This window comes from Streptomyces sp. NPDC101118, assembly GCF_044759445.1.
Lineage (GTDB): Bacteria > Actinomycetota > Actinomycetes > Streptomycetales > Streptomycetaceae > Streptomyces.
This window is the reverse complement of sequence record NZ_JBIVZG010000029.1, coordinates 19,132-37,894: the sequence shown is the minus strand read 5'-3', so window position 1 is coordinate 37,894 and position 18,763 is coordinate 19,132. Positions and strand designations below refer to the sequence as shown.

General features: G+C 74.1%; 18 protein-coding genes. 17 read left to right on the top strand and 1 reads right to left on the bottom strand.

Going from position 1 to position 18,763, the window contains the following annotated elements; all coding sequences use genetic code 11:
- Nucleotides 1-557: 557 nt before the first annotated feature.
- From ACIQUQ_RS32365 to ACIQUQ_RS32335, 7 genes are all read left to right on the top strand, one after another.
- On the top strand, nt 558-1,514 hold the full coding sequence (locus ACIQUQ_RS32365; RefSeq protein WP_403983196.1) for an aromatase/cyclase: 957 nt from the start codon (nt 558-560) through the stop codon (nt 1,512-1,514).
- Between the two features lie 26 nt (nt 1,515-1,540).
- The gene (locus ACIQUQ_RS32360; RefSeq protein ID WP_403983194.1) at nt 1,541-3,325 is read left to right on the top strand and encodes an acyl-CoA dehydrogenase; all 1,785 of its coding nucleotides are present in this window, start codon (nt 1,541-1,543) and stop codon (nt 3,323-3,325) included.
- Between the two features lie 181 nt (nt 3,326-3,506).
- Nucleotides 3,507-4,316: a 4'-phosphopantetheinyl transferase family protein gene (locus ACIQUQ_RS32355; protein ID WP_399954660.1), complete on the top strand. Its 810-nt coding sequence runs from the start codon at nt 3,507-3,509 to the stop codon at nt 4,314-4,316.
- Nucleotides 4,317-4,504: 188 nt separating this feature from the next.
- Nucleotides 4,505-6,091: a condensation domain-containing protein gene (locus ACIQUQ_RS32350; RefSeq protein ID WP_403983268.1), complete on the top strand. Its 1,587-nt coding sequence runs from the start codon at nt 4,505-4,507 to the stop codon at nt 6,089-6,091.
- A 34-nt stretch (nt 6,092-6,125) separates the two neighbouring features.
- Entirely contained in the window at nt 6,126-6,272 is a 147-nt protein-coding gene (locus ACIQUQ_RS32345) for a hypothetical protein (RefSeq protein ID WP_399954663.1), read from the top strand.
- Between the two features lie 3 nt (nt 6,273-6,275).
- The gene (locus ACIQUQ_RS32340) at nt 6,276-6,761 is read left to right on the top strand and encodes a hypothetical protein (RefSeq protein WP_403983191.1); all 486 of its coding nucleotides are present in this window, start codon (nt 6,276-6,278) and stop codon (nt 6,759-6,761) included.
- Nucleotides 6,762-6,836: 75 nt separating this feature from the next.
- Nucleotides 6,837-7,253 (top strand): pyridoxamine 5'-phosphate oxidase family protein, encoded by a 417-nt coding sequence (locus ACIQUQ_RS32335; protein WP_403983189.1) that lies wholly within the window; start codon nt 6,837-6,839, stop codon nt 7,251-7,253.
- 42 nt (nt 7,254-7,295) lie between these two features.
- Here the strand turns inward: ACIQUQ_RS32335 and ACIQUQ_RS32330 are convergent, their stop codons facing one another.
- Nucleotides 7,296-7,796, bottom strand: a complete 501-nt coding sequence (locus tag ACIQUQ_RS32330; RefSeq protein WP_403983187.1) for a nuclear transport factor 2 family protein — start codon at nt 7,794-7,796, stop codon at nt 7,296-7,298.
- Between the two features lie 166 nt (nt 7,797-7,962).
- On the opposite strand from ACIQUQ_RS32330, the gene ACIQUQ_RS32325 reads away from it, so the two are divergent.
- The 10 genes from ACIQUQ_RS32325 (at nt 7,963) to ACIQUQ_RS32280 (ending at nt 18,628) form a co-directional block, all read left to right on the top strand.
- Entirely contained in the window at nt 7,963-9,435 is a 1,473-nt protein-coding gene (locus tag ACIQUQ_RS32325) for an FAD-dependent monooxygenase (RefSeq protein WP_403983185.1), read from the top strand.
- Nucleotides 9,436-9,483: 48 nt separating this feature from the next.
- Entirely contained in the window at nt 9,484-10,182 is a 699-nt protein-coding gene (locus ACIQUQ_RS32320) for an antibiotic biosynthesis monooxygenase family protein (RefSeq protein ID WP_403983182.1), read from the top strand.
- A 269-nt stretch (nt 10,183-10,451) separates the two neighbouring features.
- Nucleotides 10,452-10,781 (top strand): TcmI family type II polyketide cyclase, encoded by a 330-nt coding sequence (locus ACIQUQ_RS32315; RefSeq protein WP_403983180.1) that lies wholly within the window; start codon nt 10,452-10,454, stop codon nt 10,779-10,781.
- Nucleotides 10,778-12,049, top strand: a complete 1,272-nt coding sequence (locus ACIQUQ_RS32310; RefSeq protein WP_403983178.1) for a beta-ketoacyl-[acyl-carrier-protein] synthase family protein — start codon at nt 10,778-10,780, stop codon at nt 12,047-12,049. Before ACIQUQ_RS32315 ends, ACIQUQ_RS32310 begins: the two co-directional genes overlap by 4 nt.
- On the top strand, nt 12,046-13,260 hold the full coding sequence (locus ACIQUQ_RS32305; RefSeq protein WP_403983176.1) for a ketosynthase chain-length factor: 1,215 nt from the start codon (nt 12,046-12,048) through the stop codon (nt 13,258-13,260). Before ACIQUQ_RS32310 ends, ACIQUQ_RS32305 begins: the two co-directional genes overlap by 4 nt.
- A 124-nt stretch (nt 13,261-13,384) precedes the next feature.
- Nucleotides 13,385-13,654, top strand: coding sequence for an acyl carrier protein (locus ACIQUQ_RS32300; RefSeq protein ID WP_399954689.1), 270 nt, complete (start codon nt 13,385-13,387; stop codon nt 13,652-13,654).
- A 12-nt stretch (nt 13,655-13,666) separates the two neighbouring features.
- Nucleotides 13,667-14,455 (top strand): 3-oxoacyl-ACP reductase FabG, encoded by a 789-nt coding sequence (gene fabG, locus ACIQUQ_RS32295; RefSeq protein ID WP_403983173.1) that lies wholly within the window; start codon nt 13,667-13,669, stop codon nt 14,453-14,455.
- Between the two features lie 47 nt (nt 14,456-14,502).
- Nucleotides 14,503-15,447 carry an aromatase/cyclase gene (locus ACIQUQ_RS32290; protein ID WP_403983170.1) on the top strand — a complete coding sequence of 315 codons (945 nt, stop codon included), beginning with the start codon at nt 14,503-14,505 and terminating at the stop codon, nt 15,445-15,447.
- 2 nt (nt 15,448-15,449) lie between these two features.
- Entirely contained in the window at nt 15,450-16,976 is a 1,527-nt protein-coding gene (locus ACIQUQ_RS32285; protein ID WP_403983168.1) for an FAD-dependent oxidoreductase, read from the top strand.
- 140 nt (nt 16,977-17,116) lie between these two features.
- Nucleotides 17,117-18,628, top strand: coding sequence for an FAD-dependent monooxygenase (locus tag ACIQUQ_RS32280; RefSeq protein WP_403983165.1), 1,512 nt, complete (start codon nt 17,117-17,119; stop codon nt 18,626-18,628).
- Nucleotides 18,629-18,763 lie beyond the last annotated feature (135 nt).

Sequence of the window (18,763 nt, the reverse complement as noted above, 5' to 3'; positions counted from 1 at the left end):
CGGCCGCGCCGGACCGGCCCGCCGGCCCTGACGGGCAGCTGAGCGCCCCGTCGAGCGGCCGGCCGGGGCGCGGCCGGTGACGCCCGGTGCCGCCCACCGGGACGGGGGAGGCCCGGGTGGGCGGCCGGGGCGGCGGGCACGGCCAGACCAGGGCCGGCTCCGGGGCTCCGGCGGAGGCGCCCGTCAGGGTGACGCCGCCCGAGCTGCCCGCGGGACGAGTCTCGGAGGTCCGGCTGGAGGAACGCTCAAGCCCCGGGCCGGGCGGGACCCTTCCGACCCGCCCGCTCCAGTGGGGCTCCAGGCGGGTTCGAGCCGGGCACCGTCGGTCCACGAGCGGTTCCGGACAGGGTCGTTGACATGCCCGCCAAGCCGAGGCGGATCCCGGCACTGCCTGCCGTGGGCCTCGACGCGCGGCAGAGGGGCGTCACGGTGTGAGGGACACCAAGACAGGTGGATCCGTGCCGGCCGAGGGCCGGAGCCCGACCGGCACGGCCACGACCCCGCCCGCACGCGGCGGTCCGAGCCGGCTGGAGTACCGAACGAGGAGGGTGTGGAAGATGTCGGATGCGCGAGTGCACCGCACGGTCCACGAAGTGACTGCGGAGGCCCCGGCCGGTGTGCTGTACGGGCTGATCGCAGACGCCACACGGTGGCCGCTGTTCTTCCCGCCCTGTGTCCACGTCGAGCAGCTCGACTTCGACGGGACGCGGGAGCGGCTGCGCATGTGGGCCACGGCGGGCGACACCGTCAAGTCCTGGGTCTCCAGCCGCCGTCTGGACGTGCAGCGGCTGCGCGTGGAGTTCACCATGGACGTGCCCGCCGCCCCCGCCCGGTCCATGAACGGGGTGTGGACCGTGGAGCCGCTCGCCGGCGACCGCTCGCGGGTGACCCTGGAGCACTTCTTCACCGTCGAAGGAGACGCGCCCGCCGACGTCGCCTGGATCGAGGACGTCACGGCCGCCAACAGCAGCTCCCAGCTCGACCGGCTGGCCGAGATCGCCCGGCGCTGGACCCGGCTGGACGACCTCGTGTGGTCCTTCGAGGACACCATCCACGTCAACGCGCCCGCCGAGCTGATCTTCGACTTCCTGTACCAGGCCGACGACTGGCCCGCCGAACTGCCCCACGTCACCCGCCTCGACCTGGTCGAGGACGAGCCGGGCGTGCAGCTGATGTCCATGGGCAGCATGTCCATCGACGGCGGCACGCACAACACCGAGTCCGTGCGCATCTGCTTCCCCGGCGCCCAGCGCATCGTCTACAAGCAGACCCGCACCTCGCCGCTGCTCACCGCGCACTCCGGCGAGTGGTCCATCGAGCCCGACGCGACGGGCGTGAACCTGACGGCCCGCCACCACGTGCTGCTCGACGAGGACAGCATCGAGCGGGTGCTCGGCGAGGGCACCGACGCCGTCGCCGCCGGCCACCACCTGCGCGACGCGCTCGGCCAGGCCGGCCTCTCCGTACTGCGGTACGCCACGCAGTACGCCCTCGGTGCGGTCCGCGTCCTGTGAGCGCGGCCGGTACCGACCAAGCCCCTGTGCGGGACACCCACGCCCCCGCACAGGACACCCTTCCGGCGGCCGCGGAATCGCCGCGGGCCGCGGAGCCGCTGGGGGCCGCCGAGCCGCTGCGCGCCACCGAGCCGCTGCGGGCGGCCCGGCTGGAGGCCGCGCTCGGCGACCCGTTCGACCCCGCGAACCCGCACGGGCACCTCGCCCTGCTCCGCGCCGACGAGGCCCGCGAGATGCCCGAGGCCACCGAGGCGCTGCTCTCCGAGGCCGGGACGGCGGCCGAGTTCGTACCTCTGGACCTCGGCGGCCGCCTCGCCGGCCTGGAGGAACTGGCCCGCGTCCTGCGGCCGCTGTTCCGCCGCGACCTGTCCCTGGGCTACGGCTTCGGCATGACGTCCCTGTTCGCGGCCTCCTCGGTGTGGACCGCCGGGGACGAGGCGCAGCGGCGCTCCCTGGCCGACGTGCTCCTCGGCGGCGGCCGCGTGACGATCGTGCACCGCGAGGTGGCGCACGCCAACGCGATCCTGCGCAACGAGATGGGTGCCGACCGGCGCCCCGGCGGCGGGTGGCTGGTAGGCGGACGCAAGGACGTGGTCATCAACGCCCACCGCGCCGACGCCTTCGTCATGTACGCACGCACCTCGCGCGAGGACGGGCCCCGCAGCCACTCCGTGCTGGTGCTCGGCCCCGGCGCGCCGGCCGAGGGCGAGGTGCGCCGGCTCGGCCGGGTGGAGATGCCCGGCATGCGCGGGGCGCACTTCTCCGGCCTCGAACTCGACGGCGTGGCACTGCCGGACGAGGCGCTGGTCGGCGCGGTCGGCGACGGGGTGTCGCTGGCCCTGCGCAGCTTCCAGACCAGCCACTGCCTGATCCCCGGCACCGTCCTCGCGGGCGTCGACAGCGTGCTGCGGTCGGCGGTGCGCGCGGCCACCGAGAACCGGCCGGACGGGCGGCCCTCCCGCCGCTGGCAGAAGGTGCTCGCCGGGGTCTTCGCCGACCTGCTGGCCTGCGACGCCATGGCGGTCACCGGGATGCGGGCGATGAGCCTGATGCCCGAGCAGTCGTACCTGCTGGGCGCGGCCGTGAAGTACACCATGCCGGACCTGCTGCGCGAGGACCTGGAGGAGCTGGCCACCGTGCTCGGCGGCCGCGGCTACGACCGTGGCCCGCTGTACGGCGGTTTCCAGAAGCTCGTGCGCGACCTGCCGGTGGCCGGACTCGGGCACGCGGGCACCGCCGTCTGCCAGGCGGTGATCGTGCCGCAGCTGCCGGCCCTGGCCCGCAGTGCCTGGTTCCGCACCCAGGAGCCGCCCGCCGAACTGTTCCGGCCCGGCGCTCCGCTGCCCCCGTTCGACCACCGGCGGCTGGCCCACTCCGGTACGGACGACCTGCTCACCGCCACGCTGGTGGGGGTCGCGGGCCGCCTGGAGGGGCGTACCGGACAGGGGCCGCTGGCGGCACTGGCCGAGCTCGCGCGGGCCTTCGTGGCGGAGCTGCGGGTGCTGCGCGCCCGGTGCGCCGCGATCAGCGGCGACTTCGAACCGCAGGCCTGTGCCCTGGCCGACCGGTACGCGCTGGTGCTCTCCGCCGCCGCGGTGCTGGGGGTCTGGGAGGGGCAGGCAGGGGCGGGCGACCCGTTCCTCGGGGAGCCGGCCTGGGCGGTGCTCGCCCTCAGCCGCATCGGCCGCCGGCTGGGCATCCCGGTCGCGGACCTGCCCGGTGGGGTCGTCGAGGAGGTGCTGGGCGAGGCGTTGGACCGCTGCCGGCAGCATCGCAGCCTGGACCTGTACGGGACGCGGCTCGCGGGCTGACGGAACGCGGGGCCCGGGGCCGGCCGGCACCGGCCGGCCCCGGGCCCCGCCCGCTCCGCACTGCCGCCGCGCACGGACGTGCCCCGCCATGCGGGGCCGCCGGGGCGTCGGACGAGCGCCTCGGCCCGACGACGGCCGCTGCCGCGGGACGGGGCGGCCGTCATGAGATGGGAGGCGACGGATGAACCAGGTGACGTGTGCCGTACCGGTGCACGTGCCACGGCCGGACGGGCCGTGGCACGGAGTGCAGGACACCCTGGCGGAGCTCGGCAACGCGCTGGTGTACACGACGTGGACCGAATGGCTGCCGAGCGTCCTGACGGCTCCCCGGCTGCGCGAGCTGCTGGGCTCGGACTGGGACCGCTACCGCCGCACCCCCGACCCCGCCGTCCGCTACCGCTTCGCCGCCGCCCGGCTGCTCATCAAGTGCACGGCCGGGGCGGCCCTCGGGATCGAGCCGGAGCACCTGGACCTGGCCTACCGGCTCGGCGGGCGCCCGTACCTGCGCGGCTTCGACCAGATCGAGCTGAGCCTGTCGCACACCGGGGACCTGATGGCCGTGGGGCTCAGCCGCACCGGCCGGATCGGGGTGGACGTGGAGCCGGCCGGGCGCACGGTCCGGCTGGACCTGCTGGAGGCGCAGATCCTGACCGCCACCGAGGCGGCGGAGATCGCGGAGCTGCCGGAGGAGCAGCGGGTGCCGCACGCGCTGCGGCTGTGGACGCTGAAGGAGGCGTACACCAAGGCGCTGGGGCAGGGACTGCGGCTCGGGTTCAAGGAGTTCGGCTTCGGGCAGGGCCTGAAGCTGCACGCCCCGGACGGCAGCGCCGCCACCCGGGGCGAGTGGGGGTTCGCCACGCACGAGGTGATGGGCCGCTACCTGGTGAGCACCGCCTGCCACGACGCGGGACTGGGCACCGCGGACGACACGTCCGTGGGCACCATGCTCGACCAGGGCTTCCTGTCGGCGATGAGCCTCAACGGGAGCTGACTCGGGCGGGTCCCCAGCGGTTCTGCGGCGCCGTCCTAGCCGCGTCAGCGGCCGGTCAGCGGCCCGGCAGCGGGGTGCGCCACGGTGGGCCCGGGAGTCCCGCGTCCTGCGCGGCCGGGTGCTCCCCGGGGCCCGGCCGACGTCCGGCCGCCCGTACGGGACGAGCGCCTGAGGAGGCGGACGTGGCGATGCCCAGCCGCCCGGGCGCGGAGCAGGGAGGCGAGCGCCGTGGTGCGGCCGGAGCCGGGGCCGCCGACTCCCCGGATCCGCGCGCCGGTACGCCCGTGGAGCCGCCCGCCCTGCCGGTGACCTGGCAGCAGCACGACCTGCTGCTGGACTCGTTCGGGCACCGCGGCACCGGCCGGCACGTCGAGCAGGTCTCCTGGCGCTGGCGGGGCCCGCTGGACGTGGAGCGCTTCACGGCCTCCTGGCAGTCGGTGGTCGACCGCGAGACGGTGCTGCGGGCCGCCTTCGCCTGGGACCCCGAGCCGCACGTCGTCCTGCACGAGCGGGCCGCCGCCGAGGTGGTGTGCCACCCGGCCGGCAGCGTCGGCTGGGACGAGCTCGTCGAACGCGAGCGGCTGCGCGGCTTCGACCTGCGCCGCCCCGGCCCGCTGCGCATCACGCTGCTGGAAGAGCCGCCCGGCGGCGCGGGCGGACCGGCCGGCGCCGGGTCCGCCGAGGGTCCCGGCCCGTCCGCCGGAACGGACCCGGACGAGGCCGTCACCCGCGTGCTGCTCACCTTCCACCACGGGCTGCTCGACGCCTGGAGCGTCTTCGTCCTCATCGACGAGTTCTACCGGGCGTACCTGGCCGGCGGCGCGCTGCCGGGCGGCGAGCGGCGCCCCGACGTACGGGACTGGTCGCGGTGGCTCAGCCACCAGGACCCGGGCGTCGCCCGGGAGTTCTGGACCCGGACCCTGCCGGCCGGGACCCCCGCCGTGCTGCCCGCCGCCCCGGGACCCGACACCCTGGAGAGCGGCTGCGGGCGCGCCGAGGCGCGCCTGACCCCCGCCGAGGCCGACCGGCTGCACCGCTGGGCAGCGGCTCAGGCGCTGCCCGACTCCAGCGCGCTGCAGGCGGTGTGGGCGCTGCTGCTCCACCGCGCCACGGGCGCGTCCGGTCCCGCGCAGGTCGGCTTCGGCGTCACCGTCTCCGGGCGCGGGATCACCCTGGACGGCGTCGAGCGGCTGCCCGGCCCGCTGCGCAACTGCCTGCCGATGTCGGTGCGGGTCGACCCCGGGCAGCGGTTCCTGCGGCTGCTGACCGGGCTGCGGGACCGCGCCCTCGACATGGCCGCGTACGAATGGGTCTCGGCCGGCCAGATCCACGAGTGGACCGGCCGCGCCACCTGCGGCGGGCGTCTGCTGGAGAGCCTCGTCGCGGTCGAGCGCGCGCCGCGCCGGCCGACGGAGGCGCACACCGCGGGCGGCGTACGGGTGGACCCGCCGCGGGCGAGCGGGGTGCACACCGAGTTCCCGGTGGCCCTGTTCGCGCACTGCGAGCCCGACGGCGGGCTGACCCTGAGCGCGCTGCACGACCGGGCCCGGATCTCGGCCGCCGACGCGCGCCGGCTGGTCGGCCACTGCGTGCGGCTGCTGACCGCGCTGCCGCGCACCGACGAGCGGACCACCGTCGCCGAGGTGCTCGCCGTGCTCGCCGGCCAGGCGCTGCCGCGGATCGCCGTGCGGCGCCGCCCGGAGCCGGCCGCCCGCGCCCGGCTGCACTCGATCGGGGGGCGAGCCGCTGTCGAGCCGGTCACGAGCCGGTCTTGACACCGTGGGGCGACACACCGTGAAGGAGCCGCCCATGGACACCCAGGAGTATCGCGACGAGATCGAGCTGGCCCAGTTCGGGATTCTCCCGGTGGGCACGGCTCCGCCGCTGCGGCTGGCCGGCGAGGACCTCGACGACGACGCGGCGTCCTTCTTCACCATCGTCCGCGGCATCGACTAGCCGATGTCCCAGCCATGTCCGCCGGCGGAGGTGTTCGTCGGCCACCTGGCCTTCCTTCCGCAGGAGCAGTCCCGGCAGGGCGCCGGACGCGGGCGGGTGACCCGTCCGGCGTACGCGGCGTTCCAGGCGGGCAGGGCCTACCCGGCCTTCCAGGCCCGCGCGGCGCACCCGGGTGGTGCGGACCGGCAGTCCCGGACCGGGTACCCGGCCGGCGGGGCGTACCCGGCGGGCGGGGCGTACCCGGCCCTCCCGTCGGCGGAGCAGGCCGCCCTGGCACTGCGGGTGGCCACCGCCCGGCTGCGCCGGGCCGCGTGGTGCGTCGTCCGGGGCCGGATCCCGTCGGCTCCGGTGCCGGCTGCCGTGGCCGTCTGCCCGGGGGCCGCCGACCGGGCCGGCCCCGTCACGGCGGCACGGGAGGCCGGCCGGCACGACGCGTCCGGCCGGCCGCCGTCCTCCGCCTGGTCGCCCTTCTCCTGGTCCTCCCCGTGAGGCCCGGGCGGACTTCCGCCCGTGGCCCGGGGACCCGGCGGCCCCGATGAGTTCAGAGAAAGGACGACCCGCACGATGTCGCTGTCGAAGCAGGGCCGCAGACCCGAGGTGTCCGCCTCGGTCGAGGCGTTTCTCGACGCCCCCCAGCACGTGGCCGCGCTCACCACCGTACGGCCCGACGGGACGCTCCACATGGCGCCCGTACGGTTCACCTGGGACGCGGCCGCCGGCCTCGTCCGCGTCATGACGGTGGCGTCCTCGCGCAAGGCCAGGAACCTGCTCGCCGCCCCGGGCAGCCGGGTCGCGCTGTGCCAGGTGCACGGGTTCACCTGGGTCACGCTCGAGGGCACCGGCACCGTCGTGACGGACCCGGCGCGGGTGGCCGAGGGAGCCAGGCGGTACGCCGGGCGGTACTACTCGCCGCCGCCGAACCCGCCCGGCCGGGTGGTCATCGAGATCGAGGTGGACCGGGTGCTCAGCCTCAACGCGTGACCCGCGTCCCGTCCCCCTTCCGAACGCCCCGCCGGGCGCGGCTCACGCGTCCTTAGGGGGCGGGCAGCCGTCCGCCCACAGCAGCCGGAAGGACAGCTGCGTCAGCCGCCAGCCCTGCGGGGTCCGCCGGGCCTCGCCGTTGACGAACGTGCCGGTGGCGAACAGCGGCGGCAGGTCGCCCTGCGGGCGGGCGTGGTGCGGGTGGTGCACGTGCGTGGACAGCATGTTGGCCTTCAGCGTCGCCCGGTCGCCGTCGAGGACGACCAGGGCGGGGGAGCCCAGGTGCTGGGTGGCGGCGAAGGCCGACAGGGCGGTGCGGTGGAACTCCGCCATGCCCTCGGCGCCCTGATGGCGGCTCATCGGCGGGAAGACGACGACGGCGTCCGGGGCGAACAGCTCCGCGGCCCAGGCGTCGTCGAGTTCCTCCTCGTCGAGCGAGAGCAGGTAGCGGTCGAGGAGTGACGCCACGAGGGCCCGGGACTCCGCCGCGGTCTCCGCAGCGGTTCCGGTGCCGGAACCGGCGAGGGTGTGAGTGGAGGTCATGCACGAGAATGCGCCCGCGCGCACCCGTGCGGGCAACCCCGCCTGACAAAGATCTGACGTAGCGGACGTTTTTCTGTCATTGCTTTTCAAAGGCCTGTAGGGATCGCTATTTACGCCCCGATCGGGCCCTCGCAATACTGGGCGCTCACCAGTGGGAAGAGGGCAGATGAGCACCTTTGATACGGACGTCATTGTCGTGGGAGCCGGTCCCACCGGACTCATGCTCGCGGGCGAACTGAGGCTCAATGGAGTCTCCGTCGTCGTCCTTGACAAGCTCGCGGAGCCCATTCGGGAATCGCGCGCCCTCGGCTTCTCGGCGCGTACGATCGAAGAATTCGCTCAGCGCGGCCTGATATCCCGCTTCGGCGAGGTCGGCGTCATTCCCGTCGGCCACTTCGGCGGCGTGCCGCTCGACTACCAGGTGCTGGAGGGCGGGTCGTACGGCGCCCGCGGCATCCCGCAGGCCCGCACCGAGGGCATCCTCGGCGGCTGGGCCCGGGAGCTGGGCGCCGAGGTCCGCCGCGGCGTCGAGGTCATCGGCCTGGAGCAGGACGCCGACGGCGTCACCGTGACCGGCGCGACCGCGGACGGCACCGTGACCCTGCGCGCCCGGCACGTGGTGGGCGCCGACGGCGCCCGCAGCATCGTCCGCAAGCTCGCCGGCATCGACTTCCCCGGCACCGAGCCGGCCATCGAGCTGCGCTTCGCCGACGTCGCCGGCATCCCGCTGCGCCCCCGCTTCAGCGGCGAGCGCGTCCCCGGCGGCATGGTGATGGTCATCCCCATGGGACCGGACCGCGCCCGCGTCATCTACTTCGACAGCGCCCAGCCGCTGCGCACCGCCGAGGGCCCGATCACCTTCGACGAGGTCGTCGAGGCCTGGCAGCGGCTGACCGGCGAGGACATCTCCGGCGCCACCCCGCTGTGGGTCAGCTCCACCACCGACAACTCCCGGCAGGCCGCCGAGTACCGGCGCGGCCGGGTCTTCCTGGCCGGCGACGCCGCGCACATCCACCTGCCCATCGGCGCGCAGGGCATGAGCGCGGGCATCCAGGACGCCGTCAACCTCGGCTGGAAGCTGGCCCTGGACGTCAAGGGCCAGGCCCCCGAGGGCCTCCTCGACACCTACCACGCCGAGCGGCACCCGGTCGGCGCCCGCATCCTGACCAACACGCTCGCCCAGCGCATCCTCTACCTCGGCGGGGACGACATCACCCCGCTGCGCGAGGTCTTCGGCGAGCTGGTCGAGAACCACGAGTCGGTCCGCCGCCACCTGGTCGGCATGGTCACCGGCCTCGACATCCGCCACGCGACCGTCCCGGGCGAACACCCCCTGCTCGGCCGTCGCCTGCCCGACCGCGAGCTGGCCGCCGACGGGGAGAAGACCTCCGCCTTCGCGCTGCTGGCGGCGGGGCGGGCCGTGGTGCTGGAGCTCGGTGACGGCCTCGGCCTGGGCGAGGCGGCCGCCGGCTGGGCCGACCGCGTCGACGTGATCCGTGTCGACTACCCCGACTGCGCCGCGCCGGTGGACGCCATCCTCGTCCGCCCCGACGGCTACGTGGCCTGGGTGTCGCCGCTCGGCGCCGGCCCGGACGGCCTCACCGACGCCCTCTCCCACTGGTTCGGTCCCGCCAAGTAAGCGCGCTCCGTCCGGTCTCGTCCCACTTTCCAAAGGAAGCGAAGAAGAATGCCTTTCATCTCCGTCGAGGACAAGCACCTCACCGTCCTCAACCTCTTCACGACCGACAAGCCCGAGAACCAGGACAAGCTGATCGAGGAGATGACGAAGATCGTCAACGCGGCGACGTACGAGGGCTGGATGTCCTCGACCGTCCACGCCGGCGTCGACGCGCCGGGCACCGCGAACTTCATCCAGTGGCGCAGTGGCGAGGACCTGGAGAAGCGCTACGAGGGCGAGGAGTTCAAGCACCGCACCATGCCGGTCTTCTCCGAGATCACCACCTCGATCCGGCTCCTCCAGAACGAGGTCGCGTACGTGCTGACCTCCGACGAGCTCGGCGGCAAGGTCGAGGTCGGCCCGCACCTCGATGACTACACCTCCATCACCGTCTTCTCGGTCAAGGCCGACGGGCAGGACGAGGCCATCGACGCCCTGGGCGCCGGCCAGGAGTTCATCAAGGACTTCGCGGGCTTCCGCTCGAACATCGTGCTCAAGGGCCTGCGGGCCCGCGGCCTCGACGGCGCCTTCGTCGTCACCTACTCGCAGTGGGCCAGCAAGGAGGCCTTCGAGGCCTTCCGCGACCAGGACCCGGAGCAGCACTCCGAGGCCCGCAAGGCCGCCGTGGGCCGGCTCCGCGCCGTGATCGACGGCGCCCCGAGCACCAACACCTACAAGGTCGTCCACACCCGCGCTGCCGGCGAGTGATCCGGCGCGCCGACCACGGCGCGCCCGCCCGCACGACGCCGCTGCCCGCACATGCCCCCGGACGCCCGGCTCCCCGCTTCGGGAGCCGGGCGTCCCGCGCACGCGCCCGCGCCGTGCCGCTCCGGTGGAATTCGAGAATCCTCCGGGCACGGCCCTACCGGCATGCGGGACCGTCGAGATGGCTGGCGAATGCAATTTCGGCCACGGAATGTCTGGGCCTCGGCCTGACCGCGATCCCCTCCCACGCAACCGCTGAGGAGCTACACCCTATGCACAGCACGCTGATTGTCGCCCGGATGGCAGCGGCATCCGCCACCGATGTGGCCAAGCTGTTCTCCGACTTCGATGAGACGGACATGCCTCACCGGATGGGGACGCGCCGCCGCCAGCTGTTCTCCTACCGGGGCCTGTACTTCCACCTCCAGGACTTCGACGAGGACAACGGGGGCGAGCTGATCGAGCAGGCGAAGTCCGACTCGCGCTTCATGCAGATCAGCGAGGACCTCAAGCCCTTCATCGAGGCCTACGACCCCAAGACCTGGCGCTCGCCGGCCGACGCCATGGCGCAGCGCTTCTACAACTGGGAGGCGAAGGCGTGAACCGGCGACGCGTAGTCATCACCGGAATCGAGGTGATCGCGCCCGGCGGCGTCGGCAAGGAGAACTTCTGGAGCCTGCTGAGCGAGGGCCGTACGGCCACTCGCGGGATCACCTTCTTCGATCCGGCCCAGTTCCGCTCCCGGGTGGCCGCAGAGGTCGACTTCGACCCGCACGCGCACGGCCTGACCCCGCAGGAGGTGCGCCGCCTGGACCGGGCCGCGCAGTTCGCGGTCGTCGCCTCGCGCGGTGCGGTCGCCGACAGCGGCATCGACCTCGGCGGGTACGACCCGCACCGCATCGGCGTCACCGTCGGCAGCGCCGTCGGCGCCACGATGGGCCTCGACCAGGAGTACCGGGTCGTCTCCGACGGCGGCCGGCTCGACCTGGTCGACCACGCGTACGCGGTGCCGCACCTGTACGACTACATGGTGCCGAGCTCCTTCGCGGCCGAGGTCGCCTGGGCCGTCGGTGCCGAGGGCCCCTCCACCGTGGTCTCCACCGGCTGCACCTCCGGCATCGACTCGGTGGGCTACGCCATCGAGCTGGTGCGCGAGGGCACCGCGGACGTCGTGATCGCCGGTTCGTCCGACGCGCCGATCTCGCCGATCACCATGGCCTGCTTCGACGCCATCAAGGCGACCACCCCGCGGTTCGACGAGCCCGAGCGCGCCTCGCGGCCCTTCGACGGCACCCGCAACGGCTTCGTCCTGGGCGAGGGCACCGCCTTCTTCGTCCTGGAGGAGCTGGAGAGCGCCAAGAAGCGCGGCGCCCACATCTACGCGGAGATCGCCGGCTACGCCACCCGCTCGAACGCGTACCACATGACGGGCCTGCGGCCCGACGGCGTCGAGATGTCCGAGGCGATCAACCTCGCGCTCGCCGAGGCCCGGCTGAACCCCGAGGCCATCGACTACATCAACGCGCACGGCTCGGGCACCAAGCAGAACGACCGCCACGAGACCGCCGCGTTCAAGCGCAGCCTCGGCGACCACGCGTACCGCACGCCGGTCAGCTCCATCAAGTCGATGGTCGGGCACTCGCTCGGCGCCATCGGCTCCATCGAGATCGCCGCGTCGGCGCTGGCCATGGAGTACGACGTCGTGCCCCCGACGGCCAACCTCACCACGCCCGACCCCGAGTGCGACCTCGACTACGTCCCCGTGACCGCGCGCGACCAGCTCGTCGACGCGGTCCTCACGGTCGGCAGCGGATTCGGCGGCTTCCAGAGCGCCATGGTGCTGGCCAGCCCCGAAAGGAGCCTCGTATGACCACGTCGGTGGTGGTCACCGGCCTGGGCATCGCCTCCCCCAACGGGCTCGGTGCCGAGGACTACTGGAACGCGACCCTCGGCGGGAAGAACGGCATCGGCCGGATCACCCGCTTCGACCCGGCCGGCTACCCGGCCAAGCTGGCGGGCGAGGTTCCCGGCTTCACCGCCGAGGACCACCTGCCCAGCCGCCTGCTGCCGCAGACCGACCGGGTCACCCGGCTCGCGCTGGTCGCCACGGACTGGGCGCTGGCCGACGCGGGCGTCGACCCCAAGGAGCAGCCCGAGTTCGACATGGGCGTCATCACGGCGTCCGCGGCCGGCGGCTTCGAGTTCGGCCAGGGCGAGCTGCAGAGCCTGTGGGCCCGCGGCAGCCAGTACGTCTCCGCGTACCAGTCCTTCGCCTGGTTCTACGCGGTCAACAGCGGCCAGATCTCGATCCGCAACGGGATGAAGGGCCCCTCCGGCGTCGTCGTCAGCGAGGGTGCCGGCGGCCTCGACGCGGTCGCCCAGGCCCGGCGCCAGATCCGCAAGGGCACCTCGCTGATCGTCACCGGCGGCATCGACGCCTCGGTCTGCACCTGGGGCTGGGTGGCGCAGCTGTCCACGGGCAAGCTCAGCACCAGCGACGAGCCCACCCGCGCCTACCTGCCCTTCGACCGCGAGGCCTGCGGCTACGTGCCCGGCGAGGGCGGCGCGATCCTCATCGCCGAGGACGCCGACGCGGCCCGCGCCCGCGGCGCGCACATCTACGGCGAGATCGCCGGCTACGGCGCGACGATCGACCCCAGGCCGGGCAGCGGCCGCGAGCCGGGCCTGCGCAAGGCGATCCAGATCGCGCTGACCGACGCCGGGGTGACCGCCGGCGACGTGGACGTGGTCTTCGCCGACGGCGCCGGGGACCCGTCCCTGGACCGGATCGAGGCCGAGGCGATCAGCGCCGTCTTCGGGCCGCGCGCGGTCCCGGTGACGGTGCCCAAGACCATGACGGGCCGCCTGTACTCGGGCGCCTCGCCGCTGGACCTGGCCGCCGCGTTCTTCTCGATCCGCGACGGGGTGATCCCCCCGACCGTGCACGTCCAGCCGTGCCCGGACTACCCGCTGGACCTGGTCCTCGGCCAGCCGCGCAAGGCCGAGGTGCGCACCGCCCTGGTCCTGGCCCGCGGCAGCGGCGGCTTCAACTCCGCCATGGTCGTGCGGGCCGCCGACTAGCCGCGCGGCCGGCCGGCCGCCCCGGTCCCGTCGTCCCGGCCCGTCGCCCCCCACGGCCGGGCGGCGCGGCGCTGTACGCGCCCACCGAACCCACACCAGCTCACGGATGAAAAGGACTTCCACCATGGCCACCAAGGCGTTCACCCTCGACGACCTCAAGCGCATCCTGCAGGAGGCCGCGGGTGTGGCCGAGGGCGTCGACCTGGACGGCGACATCCTCGACACCGAGTTCGACGTGCTCGGCTACGAGTCCCTCGCGCTCCTGGAGGCCGGCAGCCTCATCGAGCGCGAGTACGGCATATCCCTCGACGAGGAGGCCGTGAACGACGCGAACACCCCGCGGGCCTTCATCGAGGTCGTCAACGCCCAGCTCGTCCCGGCCACGGCTGCCTGAGGAGATCCGGACATGACGCAGCACACCACCACCCGCGTCGCCCTCGTCACCGGCGGCACCAGCGGCATCGGCCTCGCCTCGGCGCGGCTGCTGGCCCAGCAGGGCCACCAGGTGTACATCGGCGCCCGCAACGCCGAGAACATCGCCGAGACCGTCAAGGAGCTCCAGGCCGAGGGCCTGGAGGTGGACGGCGCGGTCGTCGACGTCCGCGACACCGGGTCCGTCAACGGCTGGGTCCAGGGCGCGGTCGACCGCTTCGGCTCCGTCGACGTCGTGGTCAACAACGCCGGCCGGTCCGGCGGCGGCCCCACCGCCGACATCGCGGACGACCTGTGGGACGACGTGATCGACACCAACCTCAACAGCGTCTTCCGCGTCACCCGCGCCGCCCTGACGGTCGGCGGGATGCGCGCCAAGGACCGCGGCCGGATCATCAACATCGCCTCGACCGCGGGCAAGCAGGGCGTCGTGCTCGGTGCCCCGTACTCCGCCTCGAAGCACGGCGTGGTCGGTTTCACCAAGGCGCTGGGCAACGAGCTGGCGCCCACCGGGATCACCGTGAACGCGGTCTGCCCCGGCTACGTCGAGACCCCGATGGCCCAGCGCGTCCGCCAGGGCTACGCGGCCGCCTACGACACCTCCGAGGACGCCATCCTCGAGAAGTTCCAGGCCAAGATCCCGCTCGGCCGCTACTCCACCCCGGAGGAGGTCGCCGGCCTGGTCGGCTACCTGGCCTCCGACACCGCCGCCTCCATCACCTCCCAGGCGCTCAACGTCTGCGGCGGCCTGGGCAACTTCTAGCAGCCCGCCCCACGCACCCACCGAACACCACCCGAGGAGAACCCGCCATGACCACGCGTGAGGTCGAGCACGAGATCACCATCGGTGCCCCGGCAGCCGCCGTGTACCAGCTGCTCGCGGACGTGACCAACTGGCCGCGCATCTTCCCGCCCACCATCCACGTGGACCGGGTCGAGGCCGAGGGCGCCGAGGAGAAGATCCGGATCTGGGCGACCGCCAACGGCCAGCCGAAGAACTGGACCTCGCGCCGCACCCTGGACCCGGAGGGCCTGCGCATCACCTTCCGCCAGGAGGTCCCGGCGGAGCCCGTCAAGCACATGGGCGGCACGTGGATCATCGAGCCGCTCGGCGAGGCGGAGTCCCGCGTCAGGCTGCTGCACGACTACAGCGCGGTCAACGACGACCCGCACGACCTGCTCTGGATCGAGCGGGCGGTGGACAAGAACAGCACCTCCGAGCTGGCCGCCCTGAAGGTCAACGTCGAGGCGGCGCACGCCGCGGAGACCGAGGAGCTGACCTTCTCGTTCACCGACACCGTCCAGATCGCGGGCTCCGCCAAGGACGTGTTCGACTTCATCAACGAGGCCCAGCTGTGGGCCGAGCGGCTCCCGCACGTGGCCGTGGTGCGCCTCACGGAGGACGCCCCGGGCCTGCAGGAGCTGGAGATGGACACCCGCGCCAAGGACGGCTCGGTGCACACCACCAAGTCGTACCGGGTGGTCTTCCCCCACGACAAGATCGTCTACAAGCAGGTCACCCTGCCTGCGCTGATGACCCTGCACACCGGCGAGTGGACCTTCGTCGAGACCGACGGGGGCACCGCCGCCTCCTCGCAGCACACGGTCACCCTCAACACCGAGAACATCGCGCGCATCCTCGGCGCCGAGGCCACCGTCGCCGACGCCCGCGCGTACGTGCACACGGCGCTGTCCACCAACAGCTGCGCCACCCTCGCCCACGCGAAGGCGTACGCCGAGTCGAAGGCCTCCTGAGCGTGGCGCCCGACCTGGCGGCGGGCGGTGCGGAGCCGGCACCGGGCGGCGCGGGCCACCCGGACCGGCTCGACGCCGAGGTGCTCGTCATCGGTGCCGGCCCCGTCGGACTGCTGCTCGCCGCCGAACTCGCCCGCGGCGGCGTGGACGTGGTCGTGGTCGAGCAGCGCAAGGCCCCCTCCACCGAGTCCCGGGCCTCCACGCTGCACGCCCGCACCATGGAGATACTCGACGCGCGGGAGCTGCTGCCCGACGTCGGCAGGCCGCCCCACGAGCCGCGCGGCCACTTCGGCGGCCTCCCGCTCGACCTCACCCTGCCCAGCACCCACCCGGGCCAGTGGAAGGTGCCGCAGACCAAGACGGAGGGGGTCCTGGAGGAGTGGGCGATCTCGCGCGGCGTCGACATCCGGTGCGGCCACGAACTGGTCGCCGCGGGTGAGGTCGGCGAGTACGTCGAGGCCGAGGCCCTCGGACGGGACGGGGTCCTGCGGCTGCGCGCCCGCTACCTGGTCGCCTGCGACGGCGAGGCCAGCACCGTACGGCGGCTGACCGGGGCGGACTTCCCCGGCCACGACGCCGGCCGGGAACTGCTGCGGGCCGACGTCGAGGGCATCGACGTCCCCAACCGGCGCTTCCAGCGCCTGGAGCGGGGGCTGGCCATCGCCTGGCGCAACGACAAGGGCGTCACCCGCGTCATGGTGCACGAGTTCGGCTCGACGGCCCGCCCCCGCACCGCGGAACCCTCGTTCGAGGAGGTCGCCACCGTCTGGAAGCGGGTCACCGGAGAGGACATCAGCGGCGGCACCCCGCTGTGGGTGAACGCCTTCGGTGACGCCTCCCGGCAGCTCGCCTCCTACCGGCACGGGCGCGTCCTCTTCGCGGGGGACGCCGCCCACCTGCAGATGCCGGTCGGCGGGCAGGCCCTCAACCTCGGCCTCCAGGACGCCTTCAACCTCGGCTGGAAGCTCGCGCTCACCGTGCGCGGACTGGCTCCCGAGAGCCTCCTCGACACCTACCACGAGGAGCGGCACGAGGTCGGCCGCCGGGTCCTGGCCAACATCCGGGCCCAGGCCCTGCTGCTGCTCGGCGGCCCCGAGGTGGAGCCGCTGCGCGAGCTGGTGGGCGAGCTGGCCGGACTGGAGGAGGCACGGGCCCACCTGGCCGGGATGATCAGCGCGCTCGACGTGCGCTACCCGGTTCCCGGTCCCGCGCACCCGCTGCTCGGCGCCCGGCTGCCGCACACCGTCGTGCGGTCGGGCGGGCGCGAACTCGGCAGCACCGCCACACTGCTGCGCGCCCCCGGCGGCCTGCTGCTCGACCTGGGCGGGACCGGTGTACGGGTGCCCGCAGGCTGGGCCGACCGGGTCACCGCGGTGGCCGGCGACCCGGAGCCCGGCTCGCTCCCCGGTGAACCGGGGGCCCTGCTCGTACGGCCCGACGGCCACGTGGTGTGGGCGGGCCGGGACGAGGGCGGGCTGGCCGAGGCGCTCGACCGGTGGTTCGGCCCCGCCCGCCCACCGGCCCCCTAGAACGGCTCCACGAGCACGCTCCGGGCCGGGGACGTGTCCGCACCCTCTCGAACACGTCCCCACCGGTACGGCCGCACCCCCCCCACACACCCGCACACAAGCCAGTCCCCAGTGATCCTCACTGCCAGGAAGGACAACCCATGGAAGGGACAGCGGTGGACACCGACGTCATCGTCGTCGGCGCCGGCCCGACCGGGCTCATGCTCGCCGGCGAACTGCGCCTGGGCGGAGCCCGCGTCGTCGTCATCGAGAAGCTGGCCGCACCGACCGGACAGTCCCGTGGCCTGGGCTTCACCGCCCGTGCCATGGAGGTGTTCGACGAGCGCGGGCTGCTGCCCCGGTTCGGCCAGGGCGAGACCCTCGCCACCAGCCCCGTGGGCCACTTCGGCGGGGCCCAGTTCGACTTCACCGTCCTCGAGGACGCCCACTTCGGCGCCCGCGGCATCCCGCAGGGCCAGACCGAGGCCGTCCTGGAGGACTGGGCCGTCGAGCTCGGCGCCGACATCCGGCGCGGCTGGGAGTTCGTCTCCCTCGCCGACGGGTACCTCGACGGGGACCACGCCGAGATCACCGTCCGTACGCCCGAGGGCGACGAGCGGCGGCTGCGGGCCGCCTACCTGGTGGGCGCCGACGGCGGCTCCAGCCGCGTCCGCAAGGCGGCCGGCTTCGAGTTCCCCGGCACCGACGCCACCCAGGGCATGTACCTCGCCGACGTCACCGGCTGCTCCCTGCGGCCGCGGTTCCTCGGCGAGCGCCTGAACAACGGCATGGTGATGGCCGCCCCGCTCGCCGAGGGCGTGGACCGGATCATCGTCTGCCCCGACGGCACCCCCGCCCACGACCGCGAGCGGACCGTCACCTTCGAGGAGGTGGCCGAGGCCTGGAAGTCCATCACCGGCGAGGACATCTCGCACGGCGGCGCCGACTGGGTCTCCTCCTTCACCAACGCCACCCGCCAGGCCTCCGAGTACCGGCGCGGCCGGGTGTTCGTGGCGGGCGACGCGGCGCACATCCACCTGCCGGCCGGCGGCCAGGGCCTGAGCACCGGCGTGCAGGACGCGGCCAACCTCGGCTGGAAGCTGGCCGCGGTGGTCCGCGGCGACGCCCCCGAGGCGCTGCTGGACACGTACCACGCCGAGCGCTGGCCGGTCGGCCGCCGCCTGCTGGCCAACACCCGCGCCCAGGGGATCGTCTTCCTCGGCGGCGAGGAGTCGGACCCGCTGCGCGAGCTGTTCGGCGAGCTGGTCCGGTACGACGACGTGAAGCGGCACCTGGCCGGCGCGGTCAGCCACCTCGACATCCGCTACGACTTCGGGCAGGGCGAGGACGCCCACGCGCTGGTCGGCCGCCGGATGCCGCCGCGCCTGCTGGTCGGCGCGGACGGCGAGCAGCGCATCGCGGCGCTGCTGCGCCCGGGCCGGGCCGTGCTGCTCGACCTCGCCGACGACGCCGGGGCGCGCGCCACGGCGGCCGGCTGGCAGGACCGCCTCGACGTGCACACCGTCTCCGCCAAGCCGGTCGACGGCCCGGACGCGCTGGCCGGCGTGACCGCGCTGCTGGTCCGCCCCGACGGGTACGTGGCCTGGGCGGGCGACCCCGCGCAGGGCCTCGCGGCGGCGCTGGAGCAGTGGCTGGGAGCCGCTTCCTCCTGAACCTCACGATCCTCCTGAGGGGCATCGGAGCCCCCGTCCCGCCGGGCCGACCGGCGGGACGGGGGCTCCCGTGTGTCCGGCCCCGGCCACTTCCGCGAACGGCCTGAACCCTCCCGCGTCGGCGCTCCGCCGACT